We start from the raw sequence: 23,660 nt of genomic DNA, 5'->3' as shown, positions 1-23,660 counted from the left end.
AACGGTGTGAAAAATTTCGACAGAAACTTGCGGCGAGTGTTCGCCCGCAAACGATGCAGCTTTATACCAGAACCTGCCCCGCAAACGAAAAAACGCGGCCTAAGCCGCGTTTTCCCTTGATACGTACGACTTAGTTTTTGGCTTTGTCGACGATCTTGTTGGCACCGATCCACGGCATCATGGAGCGCAGTTGCTCGCCGATGATCTCGATACCGTGAGCGGCGTTGTTACGACGCTTGGCGGTCATCGAAGGGTAGCCGGTTGCGCCTTCGCTGATGAACATTTTGGCGTACTCGCCGTCCTGAATACGTTTCAGGGCGTTGCGCATGGCCTGACGGGACTCGGCGTTGATCACTTCCGGGCCAGTCACGTACTCGCCGTATTCGGCGTTGTTGGAGATCGAGTAGTTCATGTTGGCGATACCGCCTTCGTACATGAGGTCAACGATCAGCTTCAGTTCGTGCAAGCATTCGAAGTAGGCCATTTCTGGCGCGTAGCCAGCTTCAACCAGAGTTTCGAAACCAGCTTTAACCAGCTCAACGGTACCGCCGCACAGTACGGCTTGTTCGCCGAACAGGTCGGTTTCAGTCTCGTCCTTGAAGGTGGTTTCGATGATGCCGGTACGACCGCCACCAACGCCGGCAGCGTAGGACAGCGCAACGTTTTTGGCGTTGCCCGAGGCGTCCTGGTAGATCGCGATCAGGTCAGGAATACCGCCGCCTTTGACGAACTCGGAACGCACGGTGTGGCCCGGTGCTTTCGGCGCGATCATGATCACGTCGAGGTCAGCGCGCGGCACAACCTGGTTGTAGTGGATCGCGAAGCCGTGGGAGAAGGCCAGGGTGGCGCCCTTCTTGATGTTCGGCTCGATTTCGTTCTTGTACAGCGCGGACTGGAACTCGTCCGGGGTCAGGATCATGACCAGGTCGGCAGCAGCAACAGCGGAAGCCACGTCAGTTACTTTCAGACCGTGAGCTTCAGCCTTGGCAACAGTAGCCGAGCCTTTGCGCAGGCCAACAGTCACGTCAACGCCGGAATCTTTCAGGTTGCACGCTTGAGCGTGGCCCTGGGAACCGTAGCCGATGATGGCGACTTTTTTGCCCTGGATGATCGACAGGTCACAATCTTTATCGTAATAAACTTTCATGAGGTTCCTCTATATATCCAGGCCGTTTAAGGCCATTCGCTAAATTTGAGTTAGATGCTGAGTACTTTGTCGCCACGAGCAATCCCGGTGACGCCACTGCGTACAGTTTCCAGAATCGAGGCCGTCCCGATCGACTGGATGAAGCTGTCCAGCTTGTCGCTTGTACCGGTCAATTGAACGGTATAAACACTGGCGCTCACATCGACGATCTGCCCGCGATAAATGTCGGTAGTGCGCTTGATCTCGGCCCGTTGTGCACCCGTAGCCTTCACTTTTACCAGCATCAGCTCACGCTCGATGTGGGCACTTTCCGACAAGTCGACCAGCTTGACCACTTCGATCAGCTTGTTGAGGTTTTTGGTGATCTGCTCGATCACCTCATCATGGCCAACGGTAGTCAACGTCAGGCGCGACAGGGTCGGGTCTTCGGTTGGCGCCACGGTCAGGCTTTCGATGTTGTAGTTGCGTTGCGAAAACAGACCGACCACACGTGACAGAGCACCCGGTTCGTTCTCCAGAAGCAGGGAGATAATGTGCCGCATGATTAGGTCCGCTCCGTCTTGTTCAGCCACATATCGCGCATGGAGCCGTCTTTGATCTGCATCGGGTAGACGTGCTCGCTGGTGTCGACCTGAATATCGAGGAACACCAGGCGGTCCTTCATGGCGAACGCCTCTTCCATCATCGGCTTCAAATCCTTCAAATCGGTGATGCGCATGCCGACATGGCCATAGGCTTCAACCAACTTGACGAAATCGGGCAGAGATTCCATGTAGGAGTGCGAGTGACGGCTACCGTAGCTCATGTCCTGCCACTGGCGAACCATGCCCAGTACACCGTTGTTCAGGCAGACGATCTTCACCGGCAAACCATATTGCAGGCAGGTCGACAGCTCCTGGATGTTCATCTGGATACTGCCTTCGCCGGTGACGCACGCAACGTCGGTATCCGGGAAGCTCAGCTTCACACCCATCGCCGCAGGGAAACCAAAGCCCATCGTGCCCAGGCCACCGGAGTTGATCCAGCGGTTAGGCTTGTCGAACTTGTAGTACTGCGCCGCGAACATCTGGTGCTGGCCCACGTCGGAGGTCACAAAGGCGTCGCCCTTGGTCACTTCGCACAGGGTTTCGATCACGGTTTGCGGCTTGATGACGCTGCCGTCGCCCTTGTCGTAAGGGAACAGGCCGCGGTCACCGCGCCACTCGTCGATCTGCTTCCACCAACTGGCAACGGAGTCCTTGTTCGGGGCTTCGCCGATTTCCTTGAGCGCAGCGACCATTTCGGTCAACACGCTTTCCACCGGACCTACGATAGGCACGTCGGCCTTGATGGTCTTGGAGATGGACGCCGGGTCGATATCGATGTGGATGATCTTGGCATTCGGGCAGAATTTGCTCGCGCCGTTGATCACCCGGTCATCGAACCGCGCACCGACGGCGAGGATCACGTCAGCGTGGTGCATGGCCAGGTTGGCGGTGTAGCTGCCGTGCATGCCGAGCATGCCGACGAACTGACGATCCGAACCCGGAAACGCGCCGAGGCCCATCAAGGTGTTGGTTACCGGCAGGTTGAGCATCTTGGCCAGTTCGGTCAACGGTGCGGAACCGCCGCCCAGAATCACCCCACCGCCCGAGTAGAGCACCGGACGCTTGGCCGCCAACAGCATTTCTGCCGCCTTGCGGATTTGCCCCGAGTGCCCGCGAACGGCCGGGCTGTAGGAACGCAGCTTGGCTTTCTTCGGGAAGACGTATTCGAATTTCTCAGCCGGGTTGGTCATGTCTTTCGGGATATCGACCACGACAGGGCCCGGGCGACCGGACTGTGCGAGGTAGAACGCCTTCTTCATGACTTCCGGGATTTCCGACGCATGCTTGATCATGAAGCTGTGTTTCACGATCGGCCGGGAGATACCGATCATGTCGGTTTCCTGAAATGCATCGGTACCGACCATGGTGCTCGCCACCTGGCCAGAAATGATCACCATCGGAATGGAGTCCATATAGGCCGTCGCGATGCCGGTGATGGCATTGGTCGCGCCAGGGCCGGAAGTCACCAGTACCACACCGGCTTTACCGGTGGCACGGGCGTAACCGTCAGCCATATGGGTAGCAGCTTGTTCGTGGCGAACCAGGATGTGGGTAACAGCCGGTTCCTTGAACAGTGCGTCGTAGACATGCAGCAGAGCACCACCTGGGTACCCGTAGATATAGTCGACGCCTTCGTCACGCAAAAAGCGGACGAGCATCTCACCGCCAGATAAAAGCTCCACGTTGTTCACCTCTAAAACGCCAGAATACCGTCCGTTAAAAACCGACGGGTCTTAATAGGTTTACTTCTCAGCAGAGCATGAGCGACGGTGGTCGCCGACTACGTCAGCACTGACTGAGCAAGTATTGGGAGCGTCCCAAGTGTTGCGGGATTTTCCCACCCAGCGCGAGGTAACGCGTTGCGGGTGTAACAGGTCGGCGCGGGTGTGCGCCTCATGATCTGCTGAGTGGGTCTGCTTCTGGCAGTCCCTCTACAGCGGACTTTGGATTCTTCTGTTTCAGCCTCTCCAAGTCAAGCAATAATTGCGCTTTTTTCCAACTAAGCGCATGAGAACGTAGAAGAAAGGGGCTTGAGGAGGGATAAAACTCGCCTGAATGGCGCAAAGCGGTAGAAATATGCGCAAGACTGCCGGAAAAACCGGCAGCCAGGCAATTAACGAGCGTCGACGATCAGTTGATCGAACTTTTTCAGCGCAGTCCGCAGGCCGAGGCTCTCAAGCGGCCGATCGGCGTATACCATCTCGGCCATCTCCAGAATCCCCGACGCATTGGGCAGCGGCAGGTCCTGCTCAAGGATTTGCTTCATCCTTGTCAGGAATATCCATTGCAGCCACTGGTGAAAGTCCAGGGTGTCGACGGAAAAGGGTTCAACGCTGCTCAAGACTTCAGCGCTGGGGGAGACTTCGTCCCACCAGCCCTGCAGGCGCAGTTCGCGCTCGATCAACAACAACTGTTCGGCAATCGCCGGAAAGCGTGCATCCATCAGAGGCTTACCTTGGCTTTTTGCCGAGCCTGGGCAGCACCGGCGGCATCGCCCTGTTTCTCACGGGCATCACCGATCAGGCTCCACAGGCTGGCCTGCAGATCAGGACGGCCATTGGCCAGGGTCAGGCCGCGACGTGCAAATTGTTCAGCTTGCGGGGCATCGCCCTGGGCCATGCGAACCTGAGCCAGGCGGTAAAGCACTTGCGGCTCACGAGGCGCCACACGCTGGGCGCGCTCAAGGCTCGACGATGCACCGTTTAAGTCGCCGCCAGACTGCTGCTGCTGAGCAGTAGTCAGCAAGGCCAGCACCGGGCCATCCAGTTGCTCATCAGCCGACAAGCCACCAGCGCTGCTGGCAGACGGAATCCCGCTTGGCGTCGACGGCATGTTGTAGGTGCCCTGGTTGATCGGTGCCGCTTGAACCGGCGTGGTGTCGATCGGACCCGAGGTGCTTGGGCCTGGAGTCCATGGCTGAGTACTGATCGGTGCGGAGGTGGCCGCACCACCGCCCGGGATCATTACCACTACACCCGAATCCTGAGGCACGGCCTGCGCCTGAGCGCGGGCCTGAGTTGGACGGTTGGTGACGGTTTGACGGAAGCCGCCGTTGGCCGAGATCCGGTCGTTGTTGGACACCGTTGTACTGGAGTCCACCACCGGGATAGAACCCCGCTCCACACTGGCGCAACCACCGAGCAAAGCCAAAACTGTAATAGCTGGAATCAACAACTTGTTCACGTGAAACCCTCTTTGCTTAATTCATCCAGCCCTTGACCCAATCCATCACCGATTCAGCGCTGGCAGGCGCACTGGCGCCGCACGCTGCACCGGGAGGTGGTTCGCTGCCGCGAATATACGGCATCTGCACCGCGCCCGGACAGTTGGCATCGGAGCCCTGCCCCGTATGCGGATCAATCCAGGCCTGAACGATATTGTCCGGCTGCGGCATGTTCAACGGCAGTGGATCGGCCTTCTTCATGAAACTGGTCCATACCTGCAACGCGCCGGTGGCACCGGTGAAGGGTGTCTTGCCGTTGTCATCACGCCCCAGCCAAACCACCGCCAGCAGGTCCTGACTGAAACCGGCGAACCAGCTGTCGCGGGAATCGTTACTGGTGCCGCTCTTGCCTGCCAGCGTCAGGTTGGCCGGCAGCACGTTGTAGGCCGAGCGCCCGGTACCCTCACGCATCACGCGCTGCATGGCGTTCTGGATCAGATAGATCGAGGCAGGGTCAAAGCGTTGCTGAATCTGGAACGGATAACGCTTGAGGGGTTCGCCCTCAGCCGTCAGTACGCTACGGATCCCGCGCATCGGTGTATTGAAACCACCGTTGGCCAGGGTCTGGTACATGGTGGCCACTTCCATCGGGCTCATCGCGCCAGCGCCCAGCAGCATCGACGGGAACGCCGGGAACTCGCGAGTGATGCCCAAACGGCCGAGCGTCTTGAGGACATTCGGCACACCCAGCTCAAGGCCGAGGCGGGAAGTCGAAATGTTGTAGGAATGCGCCAACCCCTGGTACAGGAAAATCGTACCGTGGGAACGACGATCAAAGTTATGCGGCGTCCACATCTGGCCATCGGCACCTTTGACCGACAATGGGTCATCGGACAGCCAACTGGTCAGCGTGTACTTGCTCGGTTTTTCCAGCGCGGTCAGGTACACCGCCGGCTTGACCAGCGAGCCGATCGGCCGCACCGCGTCCAGCGCCCGGTTGAACCCGGCAAAGCTGGCCTGCCGGCTGCCGATCATGGCCTGGACTTCACCGGTTTCCGGATTGGTCACCACCATCGCCGCCTCGACGTCATCAGCGCCTTTACGGCCCGCCAGGCGTTTGAAGGTGTCATTGACCGAGGCTTCGGCTTTCATCTGCAGGATCGGGTCGAAACTGGTGAAAATTCGCAGGCCCTCTTCGGTCAAATCTTCGTCGCGGTAGTCGTCACGCAACTGGCGTTTGACCAGGTCGATAAAGCCGGGGAAGGAACTGTCGGCAAGCTTGCCACGGGTGGTTACACCCAGTGGCATTTTCTTCGCGGCAGCCACTTGCTCAGGGGTGGCGACACCTTGCTGTTCAAGCACGTCGAGCACCAGGTTGCGCCGCTCCAGCGCACGCTCCGGGTTGCGGCGCGGATTGTAGTAGGAAGGCCCCTTGACCATGCCCACCAGCAACGCCACCTGATGCAACTTCAGCTCGGACAACGGCTGGCCGAAGAAGAACTGGCTGGCCAGACCGAAACCGTGCACGGCACGCTGACCGTCCTGACCGACGAACACTTCGTTGAGGTAGGCCTCAAGAATTTCCTGCTTGCTGTAATGCAACTCCAGCAGCATCGCCATCATGGCTTCGGTGAGTTTACGGGTCAGGCTGCGTTCGTTGGTCAGGTAGAAGTTCTTGACCAATTGTTGCGTCAGCGTACTGCCGCCCTGGGTCATCTTGCCGCCAGAGGTGTTGACCCAAATGGCACGCGCGATGGATTTGGGCGATACACCCCAGTGGCTGTAGTAGTCCCGGTCTTCCACTGCGATCAGGGTATCCAGCAGGTAAGGCGGCACCTGATCGATCTTGATCAGAATGCGGTCTTCCAGGTTTTTAGGATAAATCCCACCGATCAATAAGGGTTCCAGTCGCACCACCGGCAGTTTCGAGCCGTTGAGCGAGGACAGTTCGGCCACATAGTCGCCAGAGAAACGCACGCGGACCGGCTGGGGTTTTTCCAGGCCTTCATAGAACTGGAAGCCGCGGGTGTTCAAGTCGACGGTGTTGCCGGTAACGGCTGCGGCGCCGGGGCCATTGCTCACGGCCTCGCGGCGATAGCCCAGGGCATCGAGCTCGGTGAGGAAGTCATCCTTGCTCAGCTTCTGGCCGGTGAACAGCTCCAGCGGGCGTGCATAGACCTTGGCCGGAATGGTCCAGCGCTTGCCAGAGAACTTCTCCTGGACCACAGCATCAAGGTAAACCGCGAAGCCGGCGATCACTACAAGCCCTACCAGACTGAGCTTAAGCGCCCAGCCCAGCCATGGGCGCAGGCCGCGGGAAGGAGGTTTTTTACGGGAACGGGGAGATCGGGTACGAGTCATGGCGGCGGATTATACGCACTTTATTGATGACCAACATGAGCCGGACAGCGGTTTGCACGACCGCTTGTAGGAGCCATAATGCCCGCCATGAATTTTCCCAGACTCTGAAGGATCGCCCGTGAGCCAGTCCCTGATTGCAGCCCTACAAAACCCGGCCCTGTTTCCCCATCCTGTGGATAAGTTCCAAGTCATCGAAACCCATATTTCCTGGGTTCTGCTCACGGGTGACTACGCCTATAAAATGAAGAAACCGGTCAATTTCGGCTTCCTCGATTTCACCTCCCTGGAAGCCCGCGGCCACTTCTGCAATGAAGAGCTTCGCCTCAACCAGCGTCTGACCGACGATTTGTATCTGGAAGTGTTGCCAATCACCGGCAGTGCCGAAGCACCGCAAGTGGGCGGCGACGGCCCGGTGCTCGACTATGTGCTGAAGATGCGCCAGTTCCCGCAAAGCCAGCTGCTTAGCACCCTGCAAGCCAACGGCGAGCTGACCAGCGCGCACATCGACGAAATGGCCAGGCAGATTGCGCACTTTCACCTGAATGCCCCCAAAGTGCCTGCCACCCACTCCGCCGGCACACCGCACGATGTCATGGCACCGGTGCTGCAGAACTTCGAGCAGATCCGCCCGTTCCTCAGCGACAAGGCCGACCTGGCACAACTGGAAGCCCTGCAGGCCTGGGCCGAAAGCAGCTTCGAGCGCCTGAAACCATTGTTCGAACAACGCAAGCTCAATGGCTTCACTCGCGAATGCCACGGTGATATCCACTTGGGCAACGCCACGATGATTGATGGCCACGTGGTGATCTTCGACTGCATCGAGTTCAACGAACCGTTCCGTTTTACCGACGTGTATGCCGACACCGGCTTTCTGGCGATGGACCTGGAAGACCGTGGCCTCAAGAGCCTGGCGCGACGTTTCATCAGCCAGTACCTGGAGCTGACCGGCGACTATCAGGGCCTGGAGGTGCTGAACTTCTACAAAGCCTATCGCGCGCTGGTACGCGCCAAGGTCGCCCTGTTCAGCATGCCTTCCGAAGCGGACGCAGTGCAGCGCGCGACCACCCTGCGCCAATACCGCAACTACGCCAACCTGGCGGAAAGCTACAGCACCATCCCGTCGCGTTTCCTGGCCATCACCCACGGCGTATCGGCCGTCGGCAAAAGCCATGTGTCCATGCGCCTGGTAGAAGCACTGGGGGCAATTCGCCTGCGGTCGGACGTAGAGCGCAAGCGCTTGTTCGGTGAGCAGAAGGTCGAGAACACCCCGCAGGCCGGAATCTACGCAGCAGATGCCAGCGCCGCGACCTACGCGCGCTTGAACGAAATCGCCGACACTGTACTGCGCGCTGGTTTCCCGGTGGTACTGGATGCCACCTTCCTCAAGCGCGAGCAACGCGATGCTGCGGCCAAAATCGCCGAGGCCACCGGCGCGCCGTTCCTGATCCTCGATTGCAATGCGCCACAGGCCGTTATCGCCGCGTGGTTGGCACAACGTCAGGCGGACAAGAACGATCCATCCGACGCCACCCTGACCATCATCGAAGAGCAACAGGCCACCCGTGACCCACTCAGCGCCGAAGAGCTGCTGCTTAGCAAGCGCGTGGAGACCAACGAAAGCGGGACCCTGGACGCACTGGTGGCACATATTCGCCAGCGCTTGCCGGGCCTGTAAGAAATATTTCTTGGTCGTGTAGCCTTCCGGGGCTCACGATCAAGCAATAGTGGCACTATAATGGCGTCATAATTCCAACACGGGAGTCGCCATTGTGAGCCAGCCGAAGCTACTTGATACCCCGCTTTACGCGCTTCTGCATAAAGATGACATCCGCGGCTTCAACCAGGAGCGCCCTAAAGGCGGCACTATCGATATGCGTGGCGGCGACTTTCGCGGCCTGGACCTGCGCGACCTGAATGCCGAAGGTGTGGACTTTACCGACGCTTATTTCCGCTCCGCCGACTTGCGCGGCCTGGATTTGCGTGGGTGCCCGCTGGAAGGTGCGAGCCTGGCGCACGCACAGATCTCCGGTGCTTACTTCCCACCCGAGTTGAGCGCCGACGAGATCCTGATGTCCGTCAACTTCGGCACACGTTTGCGCTATCGCACACGGTAAGTAGCATCTGCCCCCGGCTACGCGCAAAGCGTACCGGGGGCATCACCCTTTCCTACGCCAGAATCCCCGCCCGCCTTAGAAGCTTTTAGGTCGTTGCCGACCAAAGAACTACGCTTTTCCTACTGAGCGCTACACTCCTTTCAGGCTTGCCTGGTCACGATACCCACCGAACCATTCGGCCGTCGCAAGGAGGCTTGATGAATGATGAGTTGCAACACCTGAAAAACCTTGGCAAGACATCGGCGCAATGGCTGCATGCGGTGGGCATCCACAGCGCCTCTGATCTACGCCGCCTGGGGGCAGTCGACGCTTACCGTGCTGTACGCACCCGTGGCTTCAGGGCATCCAAAGTGCTGCTGTATGCGATTGAAGGCGCACTGATGGATGTGCACTGGAATGACATTCCCGTTGAGCGCAAGGAGGCATTGAACCGTCAGCTGGACGCTCTTTCCGCTCGCCAAAAGAATTGAGACGGCAATTTCCCCCCGCGTTTCCGGGGATTCCGAACACATGTTTGAGGAAATTCAAAAAGCCGGCAAAAACAAATGTTGACTCTCAAATGAGAATCGTTATGATTATCACAACTGATCGCGAGATCAGCCGATAACTGAAAGACCATTGGTTCGGACTCTCAGATTATCTCCTCATCAGGCTAATCACGGTTATTTGACCCGGCTCTTGCCGGGTCTTTTTTTGCCCGTAAAAAAGCGGTGATTTTCAGCGTGCAATGATCAACGGATGCCCGCGCTCCGGATGCGGCTGCACCAACACATCCAGCCCGAACACTGCCTTGAGCGGCTCCGGACGCAAGACCTGCGCAGGTGTATCCAGCGCATGGGGTCGCCCATCCTCCAGCAACAGAATGCGATCACAGTAGCGCGCCGCCAGGTTCAGGTCGTGAAGGATCACCAGCACTGCCGCGCCACGGTCGGCAAAGGTGCGTATCGCTTGCAACGTGGTGTGCTGGTGCAGCGGATCAAGCATCGACGTCGGCTCATCCAGCAACAGGGTCTGCCCTGCTTCCCCCGGCCACAGCTGCGCCAGCACCCGCGCCAGGTGCACGCGCTGGCGCTCGCCGCCCGACAACGCCAGGTAGCTGCGCCCGCTCAGGTGTCCGACATCGGCGGCCTGCAGGGCGGCGTCGATGATTTCGTCGTCACGCACACGGCCGGTTTGATGGGGCAAGCGGCCCATGCCGACAACCTCTTCGACACGAAAGGCAAAATCCAGGGTCGAGGTCTGCGGCAGGACCGCCAGGCGCTGGGCACGTTGTGCGCCGCCCCAGTCCTTCAACTCGCGCTGATCCAGCCACACACGACCCTGATCAGGCTGCAGCTCGCCGCATAACGCACCGAGCAAGGTACTTTTTCCCGCACCGTTGGGACCCAATACACCGAGCACTTCACCCGGCAGCAGATCCAGGGTGACGTCCGCCAATACGGTTTTGCGCCCTCGGCGAATCTGCAGCTCTTCTACTCGCAGCATCAGGCGCGCCCTCGCAATAACAGGTAGAGAAAAAACGGCGCACCGATAAACGCGGTAACAATGCCGATCGGCAACTCCGCCGGCGCCAAGGCCAGGCGTGCCACCAGATCGGCAAACAACAGCAAACTCGCCCCCGCCAGCACGGAAGCCGGCAGCAATACCCGATGATCAGGCCCCGCCAACAGGCGGACCAGATGCGGCACCACCAGCCCGACAAAGCCGATCATCCCCGCCGCCGCCACGGCGGCGCCCACACCCAGCGCGGTGCAGAACACCAGTTCGCGCTTGAGACCCTCAACATCAATGCCCAAGTGGCTCGCTTCCGACTCGCCCAGCAGCAGCGCATTCAGCGCCTTGGCCCGGCGCGGCAGCCACAGGGCGACGGCGGCGCTCACCAGCAGCAGCGGCCATAAGCGCGAATAACTGGCGCCATTCAGGCTGCCCAGGTTCCAGAACGTCAGGGTGCGCAAGGTGGCGTCGTCTGCCAGGTAGGTGAACAGGCCCACCGCCGAACTGGCGAGGGCCGTCAGGGCAATACCGGCCAGCAGCATGGTCGCGACATTGGTTTGGCCGTTGCGCCGCCCCAGGCGATAGACCAGCGCCGTCACTCCCAGGCCGCCGAGAAAGGCGCACAGCGACAACAAGTAAGGCCCGAAGGCATCCGGCAAACCTCCAAAGAATGATCCGCCGACAATCGCAATCGCCGCGCCCAGCGCCGCACCACTGGAAACCCCGACCAGGCCGGGGTCGGCCAAGGGGTTGCGAAACAGCCCCTGCATGGCCACGCCCGAAAGCGCCAACACGCCTCCCACAGCCAGACCCAACAGCGTGCGGGGCAGGCGAATCTGCCCGAGAATCAGCTCAGCCTGTTCCAGCCCCTGAGCCTCGATCGGCACACCCAGCAAGCGCAGGGCTGCCCGCAGTGTGTCCATCAACGGCAAGCTGACGGGCCCCAGCGCCAGTGACAACCAGATCGCCAACACACACAACAGGCTCAAGCCGATAAACAGGGTGCGCGGTTTAACCAGAGTGGTCATGGGGCGGTTTTAGCCTGGGACGGATAGAACCCGGCAGACAGCTTGACCAGGCTTTGTGGCAGACGCGGCCCAAGCCCGCCGACCAGCAACGTGGGGTCCAGCTCATAGACGCGACCGTTCTTGGCCGCCGGCGTTGACGCCAGGATCGGGTTCTCCTTGAACAGCGCCGCGCGGGCCGCATCGCCCGTCAGCGCACGGTCGGCAAACACCAACACTTCAGGATTGAGCCCCGCCAGGGACTCCACGGAAAACGGTTTGTAACCACTGTGGGTCGCCAGGTTATGGCCGCCGGCCTGTTGCAGCATCCAGTCAGCCGCCGTGTCTTTACCCGCAATCAGCGGCTTGCCACCTGCATGCCCCAGCAACAACAGCACGCCAGGCGCCTTTTGAGTCGCCTGGGCCTTGGTCACCCAGGTCTTTTGTTGATCCAACTGTTGCTGATAGTCGCTGAACAGCTCCGCAGCCTTGGCCTCACTGCCCAGCAATTTGCCCAAATGCTGAAGGTTGCCTTGCAGAGTCGGCAGGTCCGGCTCGGCCGAAAACAGCTCCACTTTCACACCGGCATTGCGGATTTGCGCCAGAACCGGCGGCGGGCCCATTTCCTCGGTGCCCACCAGGATTTGCGGACGCAGGCTGAGAATGCCTTCCGCCGATAACTGACGCTGATAACCGATGCTCGGCAGCGCCTTGAGGGATTCAGGGTGCTGACTGGTGGTATCCACGCCCACCAACTTTGACTCACCGCCCAGGGCCGTCACCCACTCCGACAACGCACCACCGGCACTGACCCAGCGTTGTGGCAGTTCAGAGGCCTGGGCCCCTGCGTTGACCAGCAGTCCGACAACGAGCGCAATAGCACTGGCACTCAGGCGCATAAAAGGGTTTCCTTCCAAGGGGTGGGCCCGCTGAAACACTCGCAATGTGACAGATCCAGGCTGCCCGACATCGTACAGAGCGCCCAGTCAGCTTATGGGCGAAGCCGGCATTTGATAATTGTTTGCATTTGCACGTCAAGCACCGGGCTCTCCGGCAAAACCAGGATAGCCTTGCAGCCCGCAAACGGCGGCACTTAAGGACCTATATGAAGTTTCTCTGCGCCTCCAGCGAACTCGCCCCCAACGCGAGCCTCGGCTTCGATATCGACGGCCGCAAGTTGTTGGCAGTGCGCCGTGAAGGCGTTGCCTACTTCTATATCAACCGTTGCCCACATCGCGGGGTACCGCTGGAATGGCAGCCGCACCAGTTTCTCGACCCCAGCGCCAGCCTGATCCAGTGCGCCACCCATGGTGCGCTGTTCTTGATCGAGAGCGGTGAGTGCGTTGCCGGACCTTGCGCCGGACAGAGCCTGACCGCCCTGCCCGGCCGCGAGGACGAACAGGGCCTGTGGGTGCAAATCTAGTCGCCGAGCAGCACTTCCAGGCGACGATCGACGCAGATTTCCTCTGACGTCACCCGCACGCCATACGCCAACACCTCAACACCTGCCGCCTTGGCTTCCCGCAACGCCGCCGCATAACCGGCATCAATTTCTTCGGCAGGACGCACCGAGTCGATCCCCGAGAGGTTGACGCAATACAGTTGCACCGCCCGCACGCCTTCACGCGCCAGGTGTGCCAACTCCCGTAGATGCTTGGCTCCACGCTGGGTCACGGCATCGGGAAACGCCGCAGTCGAAGTCCCGTCAAACCCGAGGGTGACGCTTTTTACCTCGACATACGCCGCGCCCGTCGGGTAATCCAGGCGGAAGTCGATCCGGCTGTTTTCCTGACCGTAAGGCACTTCACGCTTGAGCGCCGTAAAGCCATTGAGTTCGGTGATCAGCCCGGCCCGCAGCGCTTCTTCCACCAACTGATTGGCCCGCGCCGTGTTCACACACGCCAGGCGCCCTTGAGGGGTTTCGCTGATTTCCCAAGTGCCGGGCAGCTTGCGCTTGGGGTCATTGGAGCGGCTGAACCAGACCTGGCCACCTTCCACCATGCAGTTGAACATCGAGCCGGTGTTCGGGCAGTGAATGGTCAGCAACTCGCCGGTAACGGTTTCGATATCGGCGAGAAAACGCTTGTAACGGCGGATCAGCCGGCCTTCTTCGAGGGGAGGATTAAAGCGCATCAGCCTTGCCAGCTCCGCAAGCCACGGGCAATCCGCTCAACGGCCTCCTGTAGGCGATCAAGGTTTTGGGTGTAGGCAAAACGCACATGGTGACCGGCTTGATAACGGCCGAAATCCAGGCCCGGCGTGAACGCCACGTGCTCGGTTTCGAGGAAGTGCCGGCAAAAAGCGAAGGCATCTCCGCCGAATGCGCTGATATCGGCATACAGGTAGAACGCACCTTCCGGCTCAACGGCGATACCAAACCCCAGCTCCCGCAAGGCGGGCAGCAGGAAGTCGCGGCGCCGACCAAACTCGGCCCGGCGATCCTCAAGAATGTTCAACGTTTCCGGGGTAAAACAGGCCAGGGCCGCATGCTGGGCCATGCTCGGCGCACTGATGTAGAGATTCTGCGCGAGCTTCTCCAATTCACCGACCGCTGCAGGCGGCGCTACCAGCCAGCCCAGGCGCCAGCCGGTCATTCCGAAATACTTCGAAAAACTATTTAGAACGAAGGCTTCATCGTCGACCTCCAGCACACTGGCGGCATCGGTGCCGTAGGTCAGGCCGTGATAGATCTCGTCCACCACCAGGTGCCCGTTGCGCGCCTTGATGGCGCTCGACAACCCCGCCAACTCATCCCGCGTCAGGATGGTGCCAGTCGGGTTCGCGGGCGAGGCAACCAACGCGCCCACACTGTCCTGGTCCCAATGGCGCGCAACCAGGTCGGCGGTCAATTGATAACGCACGTCGGGGCCGACCGGAACCAGTTGGGCCGCGCCTTCCACCAGTCGCAGGAAGTGCCGGTTGCACGGGTAGCCGGGGTCCGCCAGCAGCCAGTGCTTGCCAGGATCCACCAGCAAACTGCTCGCCAGCAGCAGAGCACCGGAGCCGCCGGGGGTGATCAGAATTCGCTCAGGATCGACGCTCAACCCATAGCGCTGCTGGTAGAAACCGCTGATGGCTTCACGCAACTCCGGCAGCCCGCGGGCCGCGGTATAGCGGGTCTTGCCGTTGGCCAGCGCCGCCTGCCCGGCCTTGATGATGGGCTCGGCGGTGGTGAAGTCCGGCTCGCCGATTTCCAGGTGAATCACGTCATGGCCGGCGGCCTGCAACTCATTGGCCCGCGCCAGCAACGCCATGACATGGAAAGGTTCGATAGCGCGGCTGCGCGCACTGTAGGGCTGAGCCATTAGCCTTCCTTAACTGTGAGGACAAACCCCGATTCTACCCAACCCGCCGCGTAAAACCCGCTCTATTGCCGCAAGAGATGTAGCAAGCGCCGCGGGCAACTACCTGCAAAACAGCTAAAATCTACATTCGAGACCGTACAAGCCCGCCCTGCTGGGGCCTGCGGCGGTTTGCAACCCTCAGGAGACGGGACCTCGACAACCGGGAGTGGCGCACCCCGAATCTATCTGGTAAGTTCGCCCGCTTGCAGCCGCAGGGCCGGCAGGTGTCGGTGATGTTGCAATCCTGCGCAATGGATTAGAAGAGTGAGAGGCGGTCCATTCATGCCCACCCAAGCAAAGCAACAGAGCATCAGCGGCTTCCAACCCTACGTCGAATCGAAGGGTGAGGAATACATGGGCAAGCCCATGCGCGAACACTTCTCCAAGATCCTGAAGCAGTGGAAACAGGACTTGATGCAAGAGGTTGACCGTACCGTTGACCATATGAAGGACGAAGCGGCCAACTTCCCGGACCCGGCAGACCGTGCCAGCCAGGAAGAAGAGTTCGCCCTTGAACTGCGCGCCCGTGATCGCGAGCGCAAGCTGATCAAGAAAATCGACAAGACCCTGCAACTCATCGAAGACGAAGAGTATGGCTGGTGCGAGTCTTGCGGCGTCGAGATCGGTATTCGTCGCCTGGAAGCGCGTCCTACCGCCGACCTGTGCGTGGACTGCAAGACCTTGGCTGAAATCAAGGAAAAACAGGTCGGCAAATAATCATTGCCGGGCTGAACAAATGGGGCGTGCGAACGCCTCATTTTTGTTTCTGGCGTTTGCCGGTTTTCCAGTAATATCCGGCCCATGACTGCCTCCTCCTATATCGGGCGTTTCGCCCCCACGCCCAGCGGACACCTGCATTTCGGTTCCCTGGTCGCCGCCCTCGCCTCCTATCTCGACGCCCGCGCCAATCAAGGCCGCTGGCTGATGCGCATGGAAGACCTCGATCCGCCTCGGGAAGAGCCTGGCGCCCAGGCAGCCATCCTCAATGCCCTGGAAAGCTACGGCTTCGAATGGGACGGGGAACTGGTCCGACAAAGCGAACGTCACGATGCCTACGCCGAGGTGCTCAATCGCCTGTTCAATCATGGCCTGGCCTACGCCTGCACCTGTTCGCGCAAGCGACTGGAACCCTACAACGGGATTTATCCGGGACTGTGCCGCAATGCCGGCCATGGCCAGCAAGATGCCGCCATCCGCCTGCGGGTACCGGAGCTGGAATATCATTTCACCGACCGTGTACAAGGCGAATTCCGACAGCATCTGGGCCGCGACGCAGGCGACTTCATCATCCGCCGCCGGGACGGCCTGTATGCCTACCAACTGGCGGTAGTCCTCGATGATGCCTGGCAAGGGGTGACCGACATCGTGCGTGGTGCCGACCTGCTCGACTCCACACCGCGTCAGCTGTACCTGCAAGAGCTGCTCGGCCTGCGCCAACCGCGCTACCTGCACGTACCGCTGATCGTCCAGCCAGACGGTAACAAACTGGGCAAATCCTACCGCTCACCGCCCTTGACCACCGACCAAGCCACGCCTTTGCTGTTAAGAGCGCTGCGTGCCCTGGGCCAGCAAGCGGGCAACGAACTGAACCACGCCAGCCCACGGGAACTGCTGGATTGGGGCATTCGACACTGGGACGCCGCACAGATCCCGCGCACACTCACGCTGGCAGAAGCGCAATTGCGCTGAAGGCGCTTGCAGCTTGTGAGCCATCCGTTACCATCGCCGCAGTTTTTCAATCAGAGGCCAACATGTACATCTATCGATTGGTCCTGCTGCTGGTCGTCGGGATCTACCTGTTTTCTCCCGCCATCATGGATTGGTGGATCGACGCCACAGGCGCCTGGTACCGGCCCTATCTGCTTTGGCTGATTCTGATCGTCGTGACTTTCATCCTGCAGAGCCAAAAAGATGCCGATGAGCTTTAGCCTGACCGAGATGCTGCTGATCAGCGCCGCCTACCTGGCCGCGCTGTTCGGGGTGGCCTGGATCAGTGAACGTGGAATGATTCCGCGGGCGATCATTCGCCATCCGTTGACCTACACCTTGTCGCTGGGCGTGTACGCCAGCGCCTGGGCGTTTTATGGCACGGTGGGCCTGGCCTATCAGTACGGTTACGGCTTTCTTTCCAGTTATCTCGGGGTGTCGGGGGCGTTTTTACTGGCGCCGGTGCTCTTGTATCCGATCCTGAAAATCACCCGCACCTATCAGCTGTCGTCCCTGGCCGACCTGTTTGCGTTCCGTTTTCGCAGCACCTGGGCCGGTGCGCTGACCACAATTTTCATGCTGATTGGCGTGCTGCCGTTGCTGGCCTTGCAGATTCAGGCCGTGGCCGACTCCATCAGCATCCTGACCCGCGAGCCGGTGCAGCACCGGGTTGCATTGAGCTTCTGCGCGCTGATTACCCTGTTCACGATCTTCTTCGGCTCACGGCATATCGCCACCCGTGAGAAACATGAAGGCCTGGTGTTCGCCATCGCATTTGAATCGGTGATCAAGCTGATCGCCATTGGCGGCGTCGGCCTGTACGCGCTCTATGGCGTATTCGACGGCCCGCAACAGCTGGAACTCTGGCTGCTGCAAAACCAGACGGCCCTGGCCGCGCTGCACACACCATTGCAGGAAGGCCCATGGCGCACGCTGCTGCTGGTGTTTTTCGCCTCGGCCATCGTGATGCCGCACATGTACCACATGACCTTCACCGAAAACCTCAACCCGCGCTCGCTGGTCAGCGCCAGTTGGGGCTTGCCGCTGTTCCTGCTGCTGATGAGCCTGGCGGTGCCGCTGATCCTGTGGGCCGGCCTGAAGCTTGGCGCCACCACTAATCCGGAATACTTCACCCTGGGTGTCGGCATTGCCGCGAACAGCAAGTCCCTGGCGCTGCTGGCGTATGTCGGCGGGTTATCAGCCTCCAGCGGGCTGATCATCGTCAGCACCCTGGCGCTGTCGGGGATGGCGCTCAATCACCTGGTGCTGCCGCTCTACCAGCCGCCGGCCGAAGGCAATATCTACCGCTGGCTGAAATGGACCCGCCGGGCCCTGATCGTCGCGATCATCATGGCCGGGTATGGCTTCTACCTGTTGCTGGGTGCCGAGCAAGACTTGGCCAACCTGGGCATCGTCGCCTTTGTGGCCACGTTGCAGTTCCTGCCGGGCGTGCTGTCGGTGCTGTACTGGCCGACCGCCAACCGCCGTGGGTTTATCGCCGGGCTGCTGGCCGGGATCCTGGTGTGGACCGTGACCATGCTGTTGCCGCTGGTGGGCAACTTGCAGGGCTTCTACATCCCGCTGTTGAACATGATCTACGTGCTGGATGACACCAGTTGGCACATGGCGGCGATTGCTTCCTTGGCGGCCAACGTGCTGATGTTCACCCTGATCTCGCTGTTTACCAACGCCAGCCCTGAAGAAACCAGCGCGGCCGAAGCCTGCGCGGTAGACAACGTACGCCGCCCGCAACGCCGCGAACTGCACGCCGCCTCCCCTCAGGAATTTGCCACGCAACTGGCCAAGCCGCTGGGCGCCAAGGCTGCGCAAAAGGAAGTCGAACAGGCCCTGCGCGATCTCTACCTGCCGTTCGACGAGCGCCGGCCTTACGCGTTGCGCCGCCTGCGGGACCGCATCGAAGCCAACCTTTCCGGCTTGATGGGCCCAAGCGTGTCCCAGGACATGGTCGAGACCTTCCTGCCCTACAAGGCTGGCGGCGAAAACTACGTGACCGAAGACATCCACTTCATCGAGAGCCGACTGGAGGACTACCACTCCCGCCTCACCGGCCTTGCCGCCGAACTCGACGCCCTGCGCCGCTATCACCGCCAGACGTTGCAGGAACTGCCGATGGGCGTCTGCTCCCTGGCCAAGGATCAAGAGATCCTGATGTGGAACAAGGCCATGGAAGAACTCACCGGCATCGCCGCCCAGCGCGTGGTGGGCTCGCGCCTGAACACCATTGGCGACCCGTGGAAAGAATTGCTCCAGGGCTTCATCAACCTGCCCGACGAGCACTTGCACAAACAGCACTTGGCCCTCGACGGCCAGACCCGCTGGCTCAACCTGCACAAGGCCGCCATCGACGAGCCCCTGGCGCCCGGTAACAGCGGCCTGGTGCTGCTGGTGGAAGACCTGACCGAAACCCAGATGCTCGAAGACAAGCTGGTGCACTCCGAGCGCCTGGCCAGCATCGGGCGCTTGGCTGCCGGCGTGGCCCATGAAATCGGCAATCCGATCACCGGTATCGCCTGCCTCGCGCAAAACCTGCGGGAAGAGCGCGAAGAAGACGGCGAGATCACCGAAATCAGCGGGCAGATTCTCGAGCAGACCAAGCGCGTTTCCCGCATCGTGCAGTCGCTGATGAGCTTTGCCCACGCGGGCGCCCACCAGAATCACGACGAAGCCGTGTGCCTGGCTGAAGTCGCCCAGGATGCCATTGGGCTGCTGGCCTTGAACCGGCGCAATTTCGAAGTACAGTTCTTCAACCTGTGCGATCCGGAACACTGGGTCGACGGTGACTCACAACGCCTGGCCCAGGTGCTGATCAACCTGCTGTCCAACGCCCGCGACGCATCGCCGGCCGGCAGCGCAGTACGGGTCAAGAGCGAGGCTTTCGAGCACACGGTCGATTTGATCGTGGAGGACGAAGGCAGCGGCATTCCACAGAACATCATGGATCGATTGTTCGAACCCTTCTTCACCACCAAGGATCCGGGTGAAGGTACCGGTCTGGGCCTTGCACTGGTCTATTCCATCGTTGAAGAGCATTATGGACAAATCACCATCGACAGCCCGGCTGACACCGAAAGCCAACGCGGCACCCGTATTCGGGTGACCTTGCCGCGTCATGTCGAAGCGACGTCCGCTGTGAACTGAGACCGTCGAGAGAGTTGAATCAATGCCGCACATTTTGATCGTCGAAGACGAAACCATTATCCGCTCTGCCTTGCGTCGCCTGCTTGAACGTAATCAGTACCAGGTCAGCGAAGCCGGCTCGGTGCAGGAAGCCCAAGAGCGTTTCAGCATTCCCACGTTCGACCTGATCGTCAGTGACCTACGTTTGCCGGGCGCCCCTGGCACCGAGTTGATCAAACTCGGCCAAGGCACCCCGGTGCTGATCATGACCAGCTACGCCAGCCTGCGTTCTGCTGTGGATTCGATGAAGATGGGCGCGGTGGACTACATCGCCAAGCCTTTCGACCACGACGAAATGCTCCAGGCCGTGGCCCGTATCCTGCGTGACCGCCAATCCGCCAGCAGCGCACCGGCTGAGCGCCCGGCAGCGGGCAAGGCCGTCAACGGTGCTGAAAAGCCCGGCGTTGATAACAGTAATGGCGAAATCGGCATCATCGGCTCCTGCCCACCGATGCAGGACCTGTACAGCAAGATCCGCAAAGTGGCGCCAACCGACTCCAATGTATTGATCCAGGGCGAGTCGGGTACCGGTAAAGAACTGGTGGCCCGCGCCCTGCACAACCTGTCCAAGCGCGCGAAGGCACCGATGATCTCGGTGAACTGCGCGGCGATCCCGGAATCCCTGATCGAATCCGAATTGTTCGGCCATGAAAAAGGCGCTTTTACCGGCGCCAGCGCTGGCCGCGCGGGTTTGGTTGAAGCCGCCGACGGCGGCACGTTGTTCCTCGACGAAATTGGCGAACTGCCACTGGAAGCCCAGGCACGCTTGCTGCGGGTACTCCAGGAAGGTGAAATCCGCCGCGTCGGCTCGGTTCAGTCGCAGAAGGTCGATGTACGACTGATCGCGGCCACACACCGTGACCTGAAAAGCCTGGCCAAGATCGGCCAGTTCCGTGAAGACCTTTATTACCGCCTGCACGTGATCGCACTCAAACTGCCGGCCCTGCGTGAACGCGGCGCCGACGTCAACGAGATCGCCACCGCCTTCCTGGCGCGCCAGAGTGCGCGCATCAACCGAACCGACCTGAAGTTTGCCGCCGATGCCGAACAGGCTATCCGCCACTACTCCTGGCCCGGTAACGTGCGGGAGCTGGAGAACGCGGTAGAGCGCGCGGTGATTCTGTCGGAGAGCCCGGAAATTTCCGCCGAGCTGCTGGGGATCGATATCGAACTCAGCGACCTGGATGACGACGACTTCATCGGCCTGCCGCCGCAGCAGGGTGGCAGTAACAACAGCCACGAGCCGACGGAAGATTTGTCACTGGAAGATTACTTCCAGCATTTCGTCCTCGAGCACCAGGACCACATGACCGAGACCGAACTGGCACGCAAACTGGGCGTCAGCCGTAAATGCCTGTGGGAACGGCGCCAGCGCCTGGGTATCCCGCGGCGTAAAACCGGGGTTGCCAGCGAAAGCTGAGTGGATCGCCCCCACAGGTAACACCCTCAGATGTGAAAAAACTGTTACCGCTGATTTTTCACGTAACAAAAGCCGGGGCTTACGGTAACGAAGCCCCGGCTTTTTTTCGCCCTCAGAAAAGCCGAAAACGCCTCGAACCCCTTATTTTGCTGGGCCTCGCAAAAGTTGGCACGCACCCTGCTATATGCTTAGTACAAAAACAATAACAAGCAAATGTACAAGACAATAAAAATAAGACGAATCGACTCACGCATAACAAAAACAACACGGCGGAGGCGCAGCTAACTGATTCTTTTGGAGAGGCGTTGCATTTGGGGCTTGCCCCGCAACCAGGCCGAGAACAACAAAAACTGCCCTAAGGCAGAGCCTGAACTGGTTGGATCGTAGATCAGCAACACAGCGACCAAAGCAATCCGTTTGCTCTTGGCTCCCGATTGGGAGTGTCATGAAGGTGAAACTTCATGGCGAGGGCGATCAACAAAAACAAGAAGCCCGAAACCAATAATAAAAATAGAGCACGCAACTACTTCTGGGGGAGCTTCGGCTCCCCTTGTAGTTTCCGCGATTTGGCGCTTGCCACCCTTCTTTTAAGCTTCTGGCTCAAGCCTTGCAGCTAGTTCCTACACCATCCCCTGACTAAATGCTAGAATCCCCGCCCATCATGCGGTCATTCTTCGTTATGGCCGAACATTCCTTCAAACAGTGCATCCCATGCTGAAGAAGTTGTTCCAGTCATTCCGTTCTCCCTTGCGTCGTACGCAACACAAACGCAGCACGCCTGAAGTGCTCAACAGCAGCCAGCATTCGCTGCAACGCGCCCAGTTCAGCCGTTATGCGGTGAACATCGTCGAACGTTTGCAGAACGCCGGCTACCAGGCTTACCTGGTTGGCGGTTGCGTGCGCGACATGCTGCTCAATATCACTCCCAAGGATTTCGACGTCGCCACCAGCGCCACGCCGGAACAGGTGCGTGCCGAATTCCGCAATGCGCGGATCATCGGCCGGCGCTTCAAGTTGGTGCATATCCACTTTGGTCGCGAGATCATCGAGGTCGCGACCTTCCGCGCCAACCACCCGCAAAACGATGAAGAAGAAGACACTAACCAGTCTTCCCGCAATGAAAGCGGACGCATCCTGCGGGACAATGTCTACGGCACGCTGGAAGAAGACGCGCAACGCCGCGACTTCACCATCAATGCCTTGTATTACGACCCGGTCAGCGAGCGCATTCTCGATTACGCCAATGGCGTACACGACATCCGCAATAACCTGCTGCGCCTGATCGGCGACCCGACGCAACGCTACCAGGAAGACCCGGTGCGCATGCTGCGGGCGGTGCGTTTTGCCGCGAAGCTGAACTTCGGGATCGAGAAGCACACGGCCGCGCCGATTCGCGACCTGGCACCGATGCTGCGGGAAATCCCCTCGGCCCGGTTGTTCGAAGAGGTGCTCAAGCTGTTCCTCTCCGGTTATGCCGCCGACACCTTCGAAATGCTGGTGGACCTGCAGTTGTTCGACCCCTTGTTCCCGGCCAGCGCCGAAGCACTGGAGTACAACCCGACCTACACCCACACGCTGATCAGCGAAGCCTTGATCAACACCGACCTGCGCATCAAGCAGAACAAACCGGTCACCCCGGCGTTCCTGTTTGCCGCCCTGTTGTGGCCAGCGCTTCCAAAACGCGTCATGCGCCTGCAAGACCGTGGCATGCCGGCAATTCCTGCCATGCAGGAGGCCGCTCACGAGCTGATCGCCGAGCAATGCCAGCGCATCGCCATCCCGAAACGCTTCACCATGCCGATCCGCGAGATCTGGGACATGCAGGAGCGCCTGCCACGCCGCAGCGGCAAACGCGCCGACCTGCTGCTGGACAACCCGCGCTTCCGTGCCGGCTACGACTTCCTGCTGCTGCGCGAAAGCGCCGGCGAGCAGACCGACGGCCTGGGCGAATGGTGGACTGACTACCAGGACGCCAACGACAGCCAGCGCCGCGAGATGATCAAAGAGCTCAGCAGCAAAGGCGAAGCCACTGGCGATGGCCCGAAAAAGCGTCGCCGCAGCAGTGGCAGCAAGCGCAAACGCAGCGCTGGCGACGCCTCGAGCGCGTCTGGCGAGTAAGCC

The 23,660-nt window shown here is 60.1% G+C and carries 21 protein-coding genes; 10 read left to right on the top strand and 11 right to left on the bottom strand.

Going from position 1 to position 23,660, the window contains the following annotated elements:
• Positions 1-130: 130 nt before the first annotated feature.
• The 6 genes from ilvC to mrcB all read right to left on the bottom strand — a co-directional run bounded on the left by ilvC (position 131) and on the right by mrcB (position 7,258).
• Positions 131-1,147: a ketol-acid reductoisomerase gene (gene ilvC, locus HKK54_RS14370; protein WP_003212125.1), complete on the bottom strand. Its 1,017-nt coding sequence runs from the start codon at positions 1,145-1,147 to the stop codon at positions 131-133.
• A gap of 50 nt (positions 1,148-1,197) precedes the next feature.
• Positions 1,198-1,689: an acetolactate synthase small subunit gene (ilvN, locus tag HKK54_RS14365; RefSeq protein ID WP_003176102.1), complete on the bottom strand. Its 492-nt coding sequence runs from the start codon at positions 1,687-1,689 to the stop codon at positions 1,198-1,200.
• Positions 1,690-1,691: 2 nt separating this feature from the next.
• Positions 1,692-3,416 carry an acetolactate synthase 3 large subunit gene (locus tag HKK54_RS14360; RefSeq protein WP_010174427.1) on the bottom strand — a complete coding sequence of 575 codons (1,725 nt, stop codon included), beginning with the start codon at positions 3,414-3,416 and terminating at the stop codon, positions 1,692-1,694.
• Positions 3,417-3,847: 431 nt separating this feature from the next.
• Positions 3,848-4,177 carry a YqcC family protein gene (locus tag HKK54_RS14355; protein WP_169387070.1) on the bottom strand — a complete coding sequence of 110 codons (330 nt, stop codon included), beginning with the start codon at positions 4,175-4,177 and terminating at the stop codon, positions 3,848-3,850.
• Positions 4,177-4,917 (bottom strand): tetratricopeptide repeat protein, encoded by a 741-nt coding sequence (locus tag HKK54_RS14350; protein ID WP_010174422.1) that lies wholly within the window; start codon positions 4,915-4,917, stop codon positions 4,177-4,179. Before HKK54_RS14350 ends, HKK54_RS14355 begins: the two co-directional genes overlap by 1 nt.
• 16 nt (positions 4,918-4,933) lie before the next feature.
• Positions 4,934-7,258, bottom strand: coding sequence for a penicillin-binding protein 1B (gene mrcB, locus HKK54_RS14345; protein WP_169387069.1), 2,325 nt, complete (start codon positions 7,256-7,258; stop codon positions 4,934-4,936).
• A gap of 118 nt (positions 7,259-7,376) precedes the next feature.
• Here mrcB and HKK54_RS14340 point away from each other — a divergent pair, with 118 nt between their 5' ends.
• The 3 genes from HKK54_RS14340 to HKK54_RS14330 all read left to right on the top strand — a co-directional run bounded on the left by HKK54_RS14340 (position 7,377) and on the right by HKK54_RS14330 (position 9,842).
• The gene (locus HKK54_RS14340) at positions 7,377-8,933 is read left to right on the top strand and encodes a bifunctional aminoglycoside phosphotransferase/ATP-binding protein (RefSeq protein WP_169387068.1); all 1,557 of its coding nucleotides are present in this window, start codon (positions 7,377-7,379) and stop codon (positions 8,931-8,933) included.
• Between the two features lie 94 nt (positions 8,934-9,027).
• On the top strand, positions 9,028-9,372 hold the full coding sequence (locus HKK54_RS14335; RefSeq protein WP_169387067.1) for a pentapeptide repeat-containing protein: 345 nt from the start codon (positions 9,028-9,030) through the stop codon (positions 9,370-9,372).
• Positions 9,373-9,569: 197 nt separating this feature from the next.
• Complete coding sequence (locus HKK54_RS14330) at positions 9,570-9,842, top strand: TfoX/Sxy family protein (protein ID WP_010174414.1); 273 nt, start codon at positions 9,570-9,572, stop codon at positions 9,840-9,842.
• A 247-nt stretch (positions 9,843-10,089) separates the two neighbouring features.
• Here the strand turns inward: HKK54_RS14330 and HKK54_RS14325 are convergent, their stop codons facing one another.
• The 3 genes from HKK54_RS14325 to HKK54_RS14315 are packed head-to-tail and all read right to left on the bottom strand — an operon-like array spanning position 10,090 to position 12,769.
• Positions 10,090-10,857, bottom strand: coding sequence for a heme ABC transporter ATP-binding protein (locus tag HKK54_RS14325; protein WP_169387066.1), 768 nt, complete (start codon positions 10,855-10,857; stop codon positions 10,090-10,092).
• Complete coding sequence (locus tag HKK54_RS14320; RefSeq protein ID WP_177325012.1) at positions 10,857-11,840, bottom strand: FecCD family ABC transporter permease; 984 nt, start codon at positions 11,838-11,840, stop codon at positions 10,857-10,859. Before HKK54_RS14320 ends, HKK54_RS14325 begins: the two co-directional genes overlap by 1 nt.
• Before the next feature lie 50 nt (positions 11,841-11,890).
• The gene (locus HKK54_RS14315; RefSeq protein WP_169387065.1) at positions 11,891-12,769 is read right to left on the bottom strand and encodes a heme/hemin ABC transporter substrate-binding protein; all 879 of its coding nucleotides are present in this window, start codon (positions 12,767-12,769) and stop codon (positions 11,891-11,893) included.
• 206 nt (positions 12,770-12,975) lie between these two features.
• Here HKK54_RS14315 and HKK54_RS14310 point away from each other — a divergent pair, with 206 nt between their 5' ends.
• Complete coding sequence (locus HKK54_RS14310; protein WP_010174407.1) at positions 12,976-13,293, top strand: Rieske (2Fe-2S) protein; 318 nt, start codon at positions 12,976-12,978, stop codon at positions 13,291-13,293.
• Here the strand turns inward: HKK54_RS14310 and sfsA are convergent.
• Together sfsA and HKK54_RS14300 are read right to left on the bottom strand one after the other, a co-directional pair.
• A complete protein-coding gene (gene sfsA / locus HKK54_RS14305) occupies positions 13,290-14,003 on the bottom strand; it encodes a DNA/RNA nuclease SfsA (RefSeq protein WP_010174405.1) in 714 nt (237 codons plus the stop codon). The two genes, HKK54_RS14310 and sfsA, sit on opposite strands and share 4 nt — an antisense overlap.
• Positions 14,003-15,175, bottom strand: a complete 1,173-nt coding sequence (locus HKK54_RS14300) for a pyridoxal phosphate-dependent aminotransferase (RefSeq protein ID WP_169387064.1) — start codon at positions 15,173-15,175, stop codon at positions 14,003-14,005. The genes sfsA and HKK54_RS14300 overlap by 1 nt, the downstream gene beginning before the upstream one ends.
• 321 nt (positions 15,176-15,496) lie before the next feature.
• Here HKK54_RS14300 and dksA point away from each other — a divergent pair, with 321 nt between their 5' ends.
• The 6 genes from dksA (at position 15,497) to HKK54_RS14270 (ending at position 23,657) form a co-directional block, all read left to right on the top strand.
• Positions 15,497-15,931 (top strand): RNA polymerase-binding protein DksA, encoded by a 435-nt coding sequence (gene dksA / locus HKK54_RS14295; RefSeq protein WP_010174401.1) that lies wholly within the window; start codon positions 15,497-15,499, stop codon positions 15,929-15,931.
• 84 nt (positions 15,932-16,015) lie between these two features.
• The gene (gene gluQRS, locus HKK54_RS14290) at positions 16,016-16,903 is read left to right on the top strand and encodes a tRNA glutamyl-Q(34) synthetase GluQRS (protein ID WP_169387063.1); all 888 of its coding nucleotides are present in this window, start codon (positions 16,016-16,018) and stop codon (positions 16,901-16,903) included.
• Positions 16,904-16,965: 62 nt separating this feature from the next.
• Positions 16,966-17,142, top strand: a complete 177-nt coding sequence (locus HKK54_RS14285; protein WP_003176118.1) for a hypothetical protein — start codon at positions 16,966-16,968, stop codon at positions 17,140-17,142.
• Positions 17,126-20,080 (top strand): sensor histidine kinase, encoded by a 2,955-nt coding sequence (locus HKK54_RS14280; RefSeq protein ID WP_029616058.1) that lies wholly within the window; start codon positions 17,126-17,128, stop codon positions 20,078-20,080. Before HKK54_RS14285 ends, HKK54_RS14280 begins: the two co-directional genes overlap by 17 nt.
• A 22-nt stretch (positions 20,081-20,102) precedes the next feature.
• Positions 20,103-21,539: a sigma-54-dependent transcriptional regulator gene (locus tag HKK54_RS14275; protein WP_010174370.1), complete on the top strand. Its 1,437-nt coding sequence runs from the start codon at positions 20,103-20,105 to the stop codon at positions 21,537-21,539.
• A 711-nt stretch (positions 21,540-22,250) separates the two neighbouring features.
• Complete coding sequence (locus tag HKK54_RS14270; RefSeq protein ID WP_010174368.1) at positions 22,251-23,657, top strand: polynucleotide adenylyltransferase PcnB; 1,407 nt, start codon at positions 22,251-22,253, stop codon at positions 23,655-23,657.
• Positions 23,658-23,660: the final 3 nt, after the last annotated feature.

It is taken from the genome of Pseudomonas sp. ADAK13 (assembly GCF_012935715.1).
GTDB lineage: Bacteria > Pseudomonadota > Gammaproteobacteria > Pseudomonadales > Pseudomonadaceae > Aquipseudomonas.
This window is presented reverse-complemented; position numbering and strand designations above follow the sequence as displayed.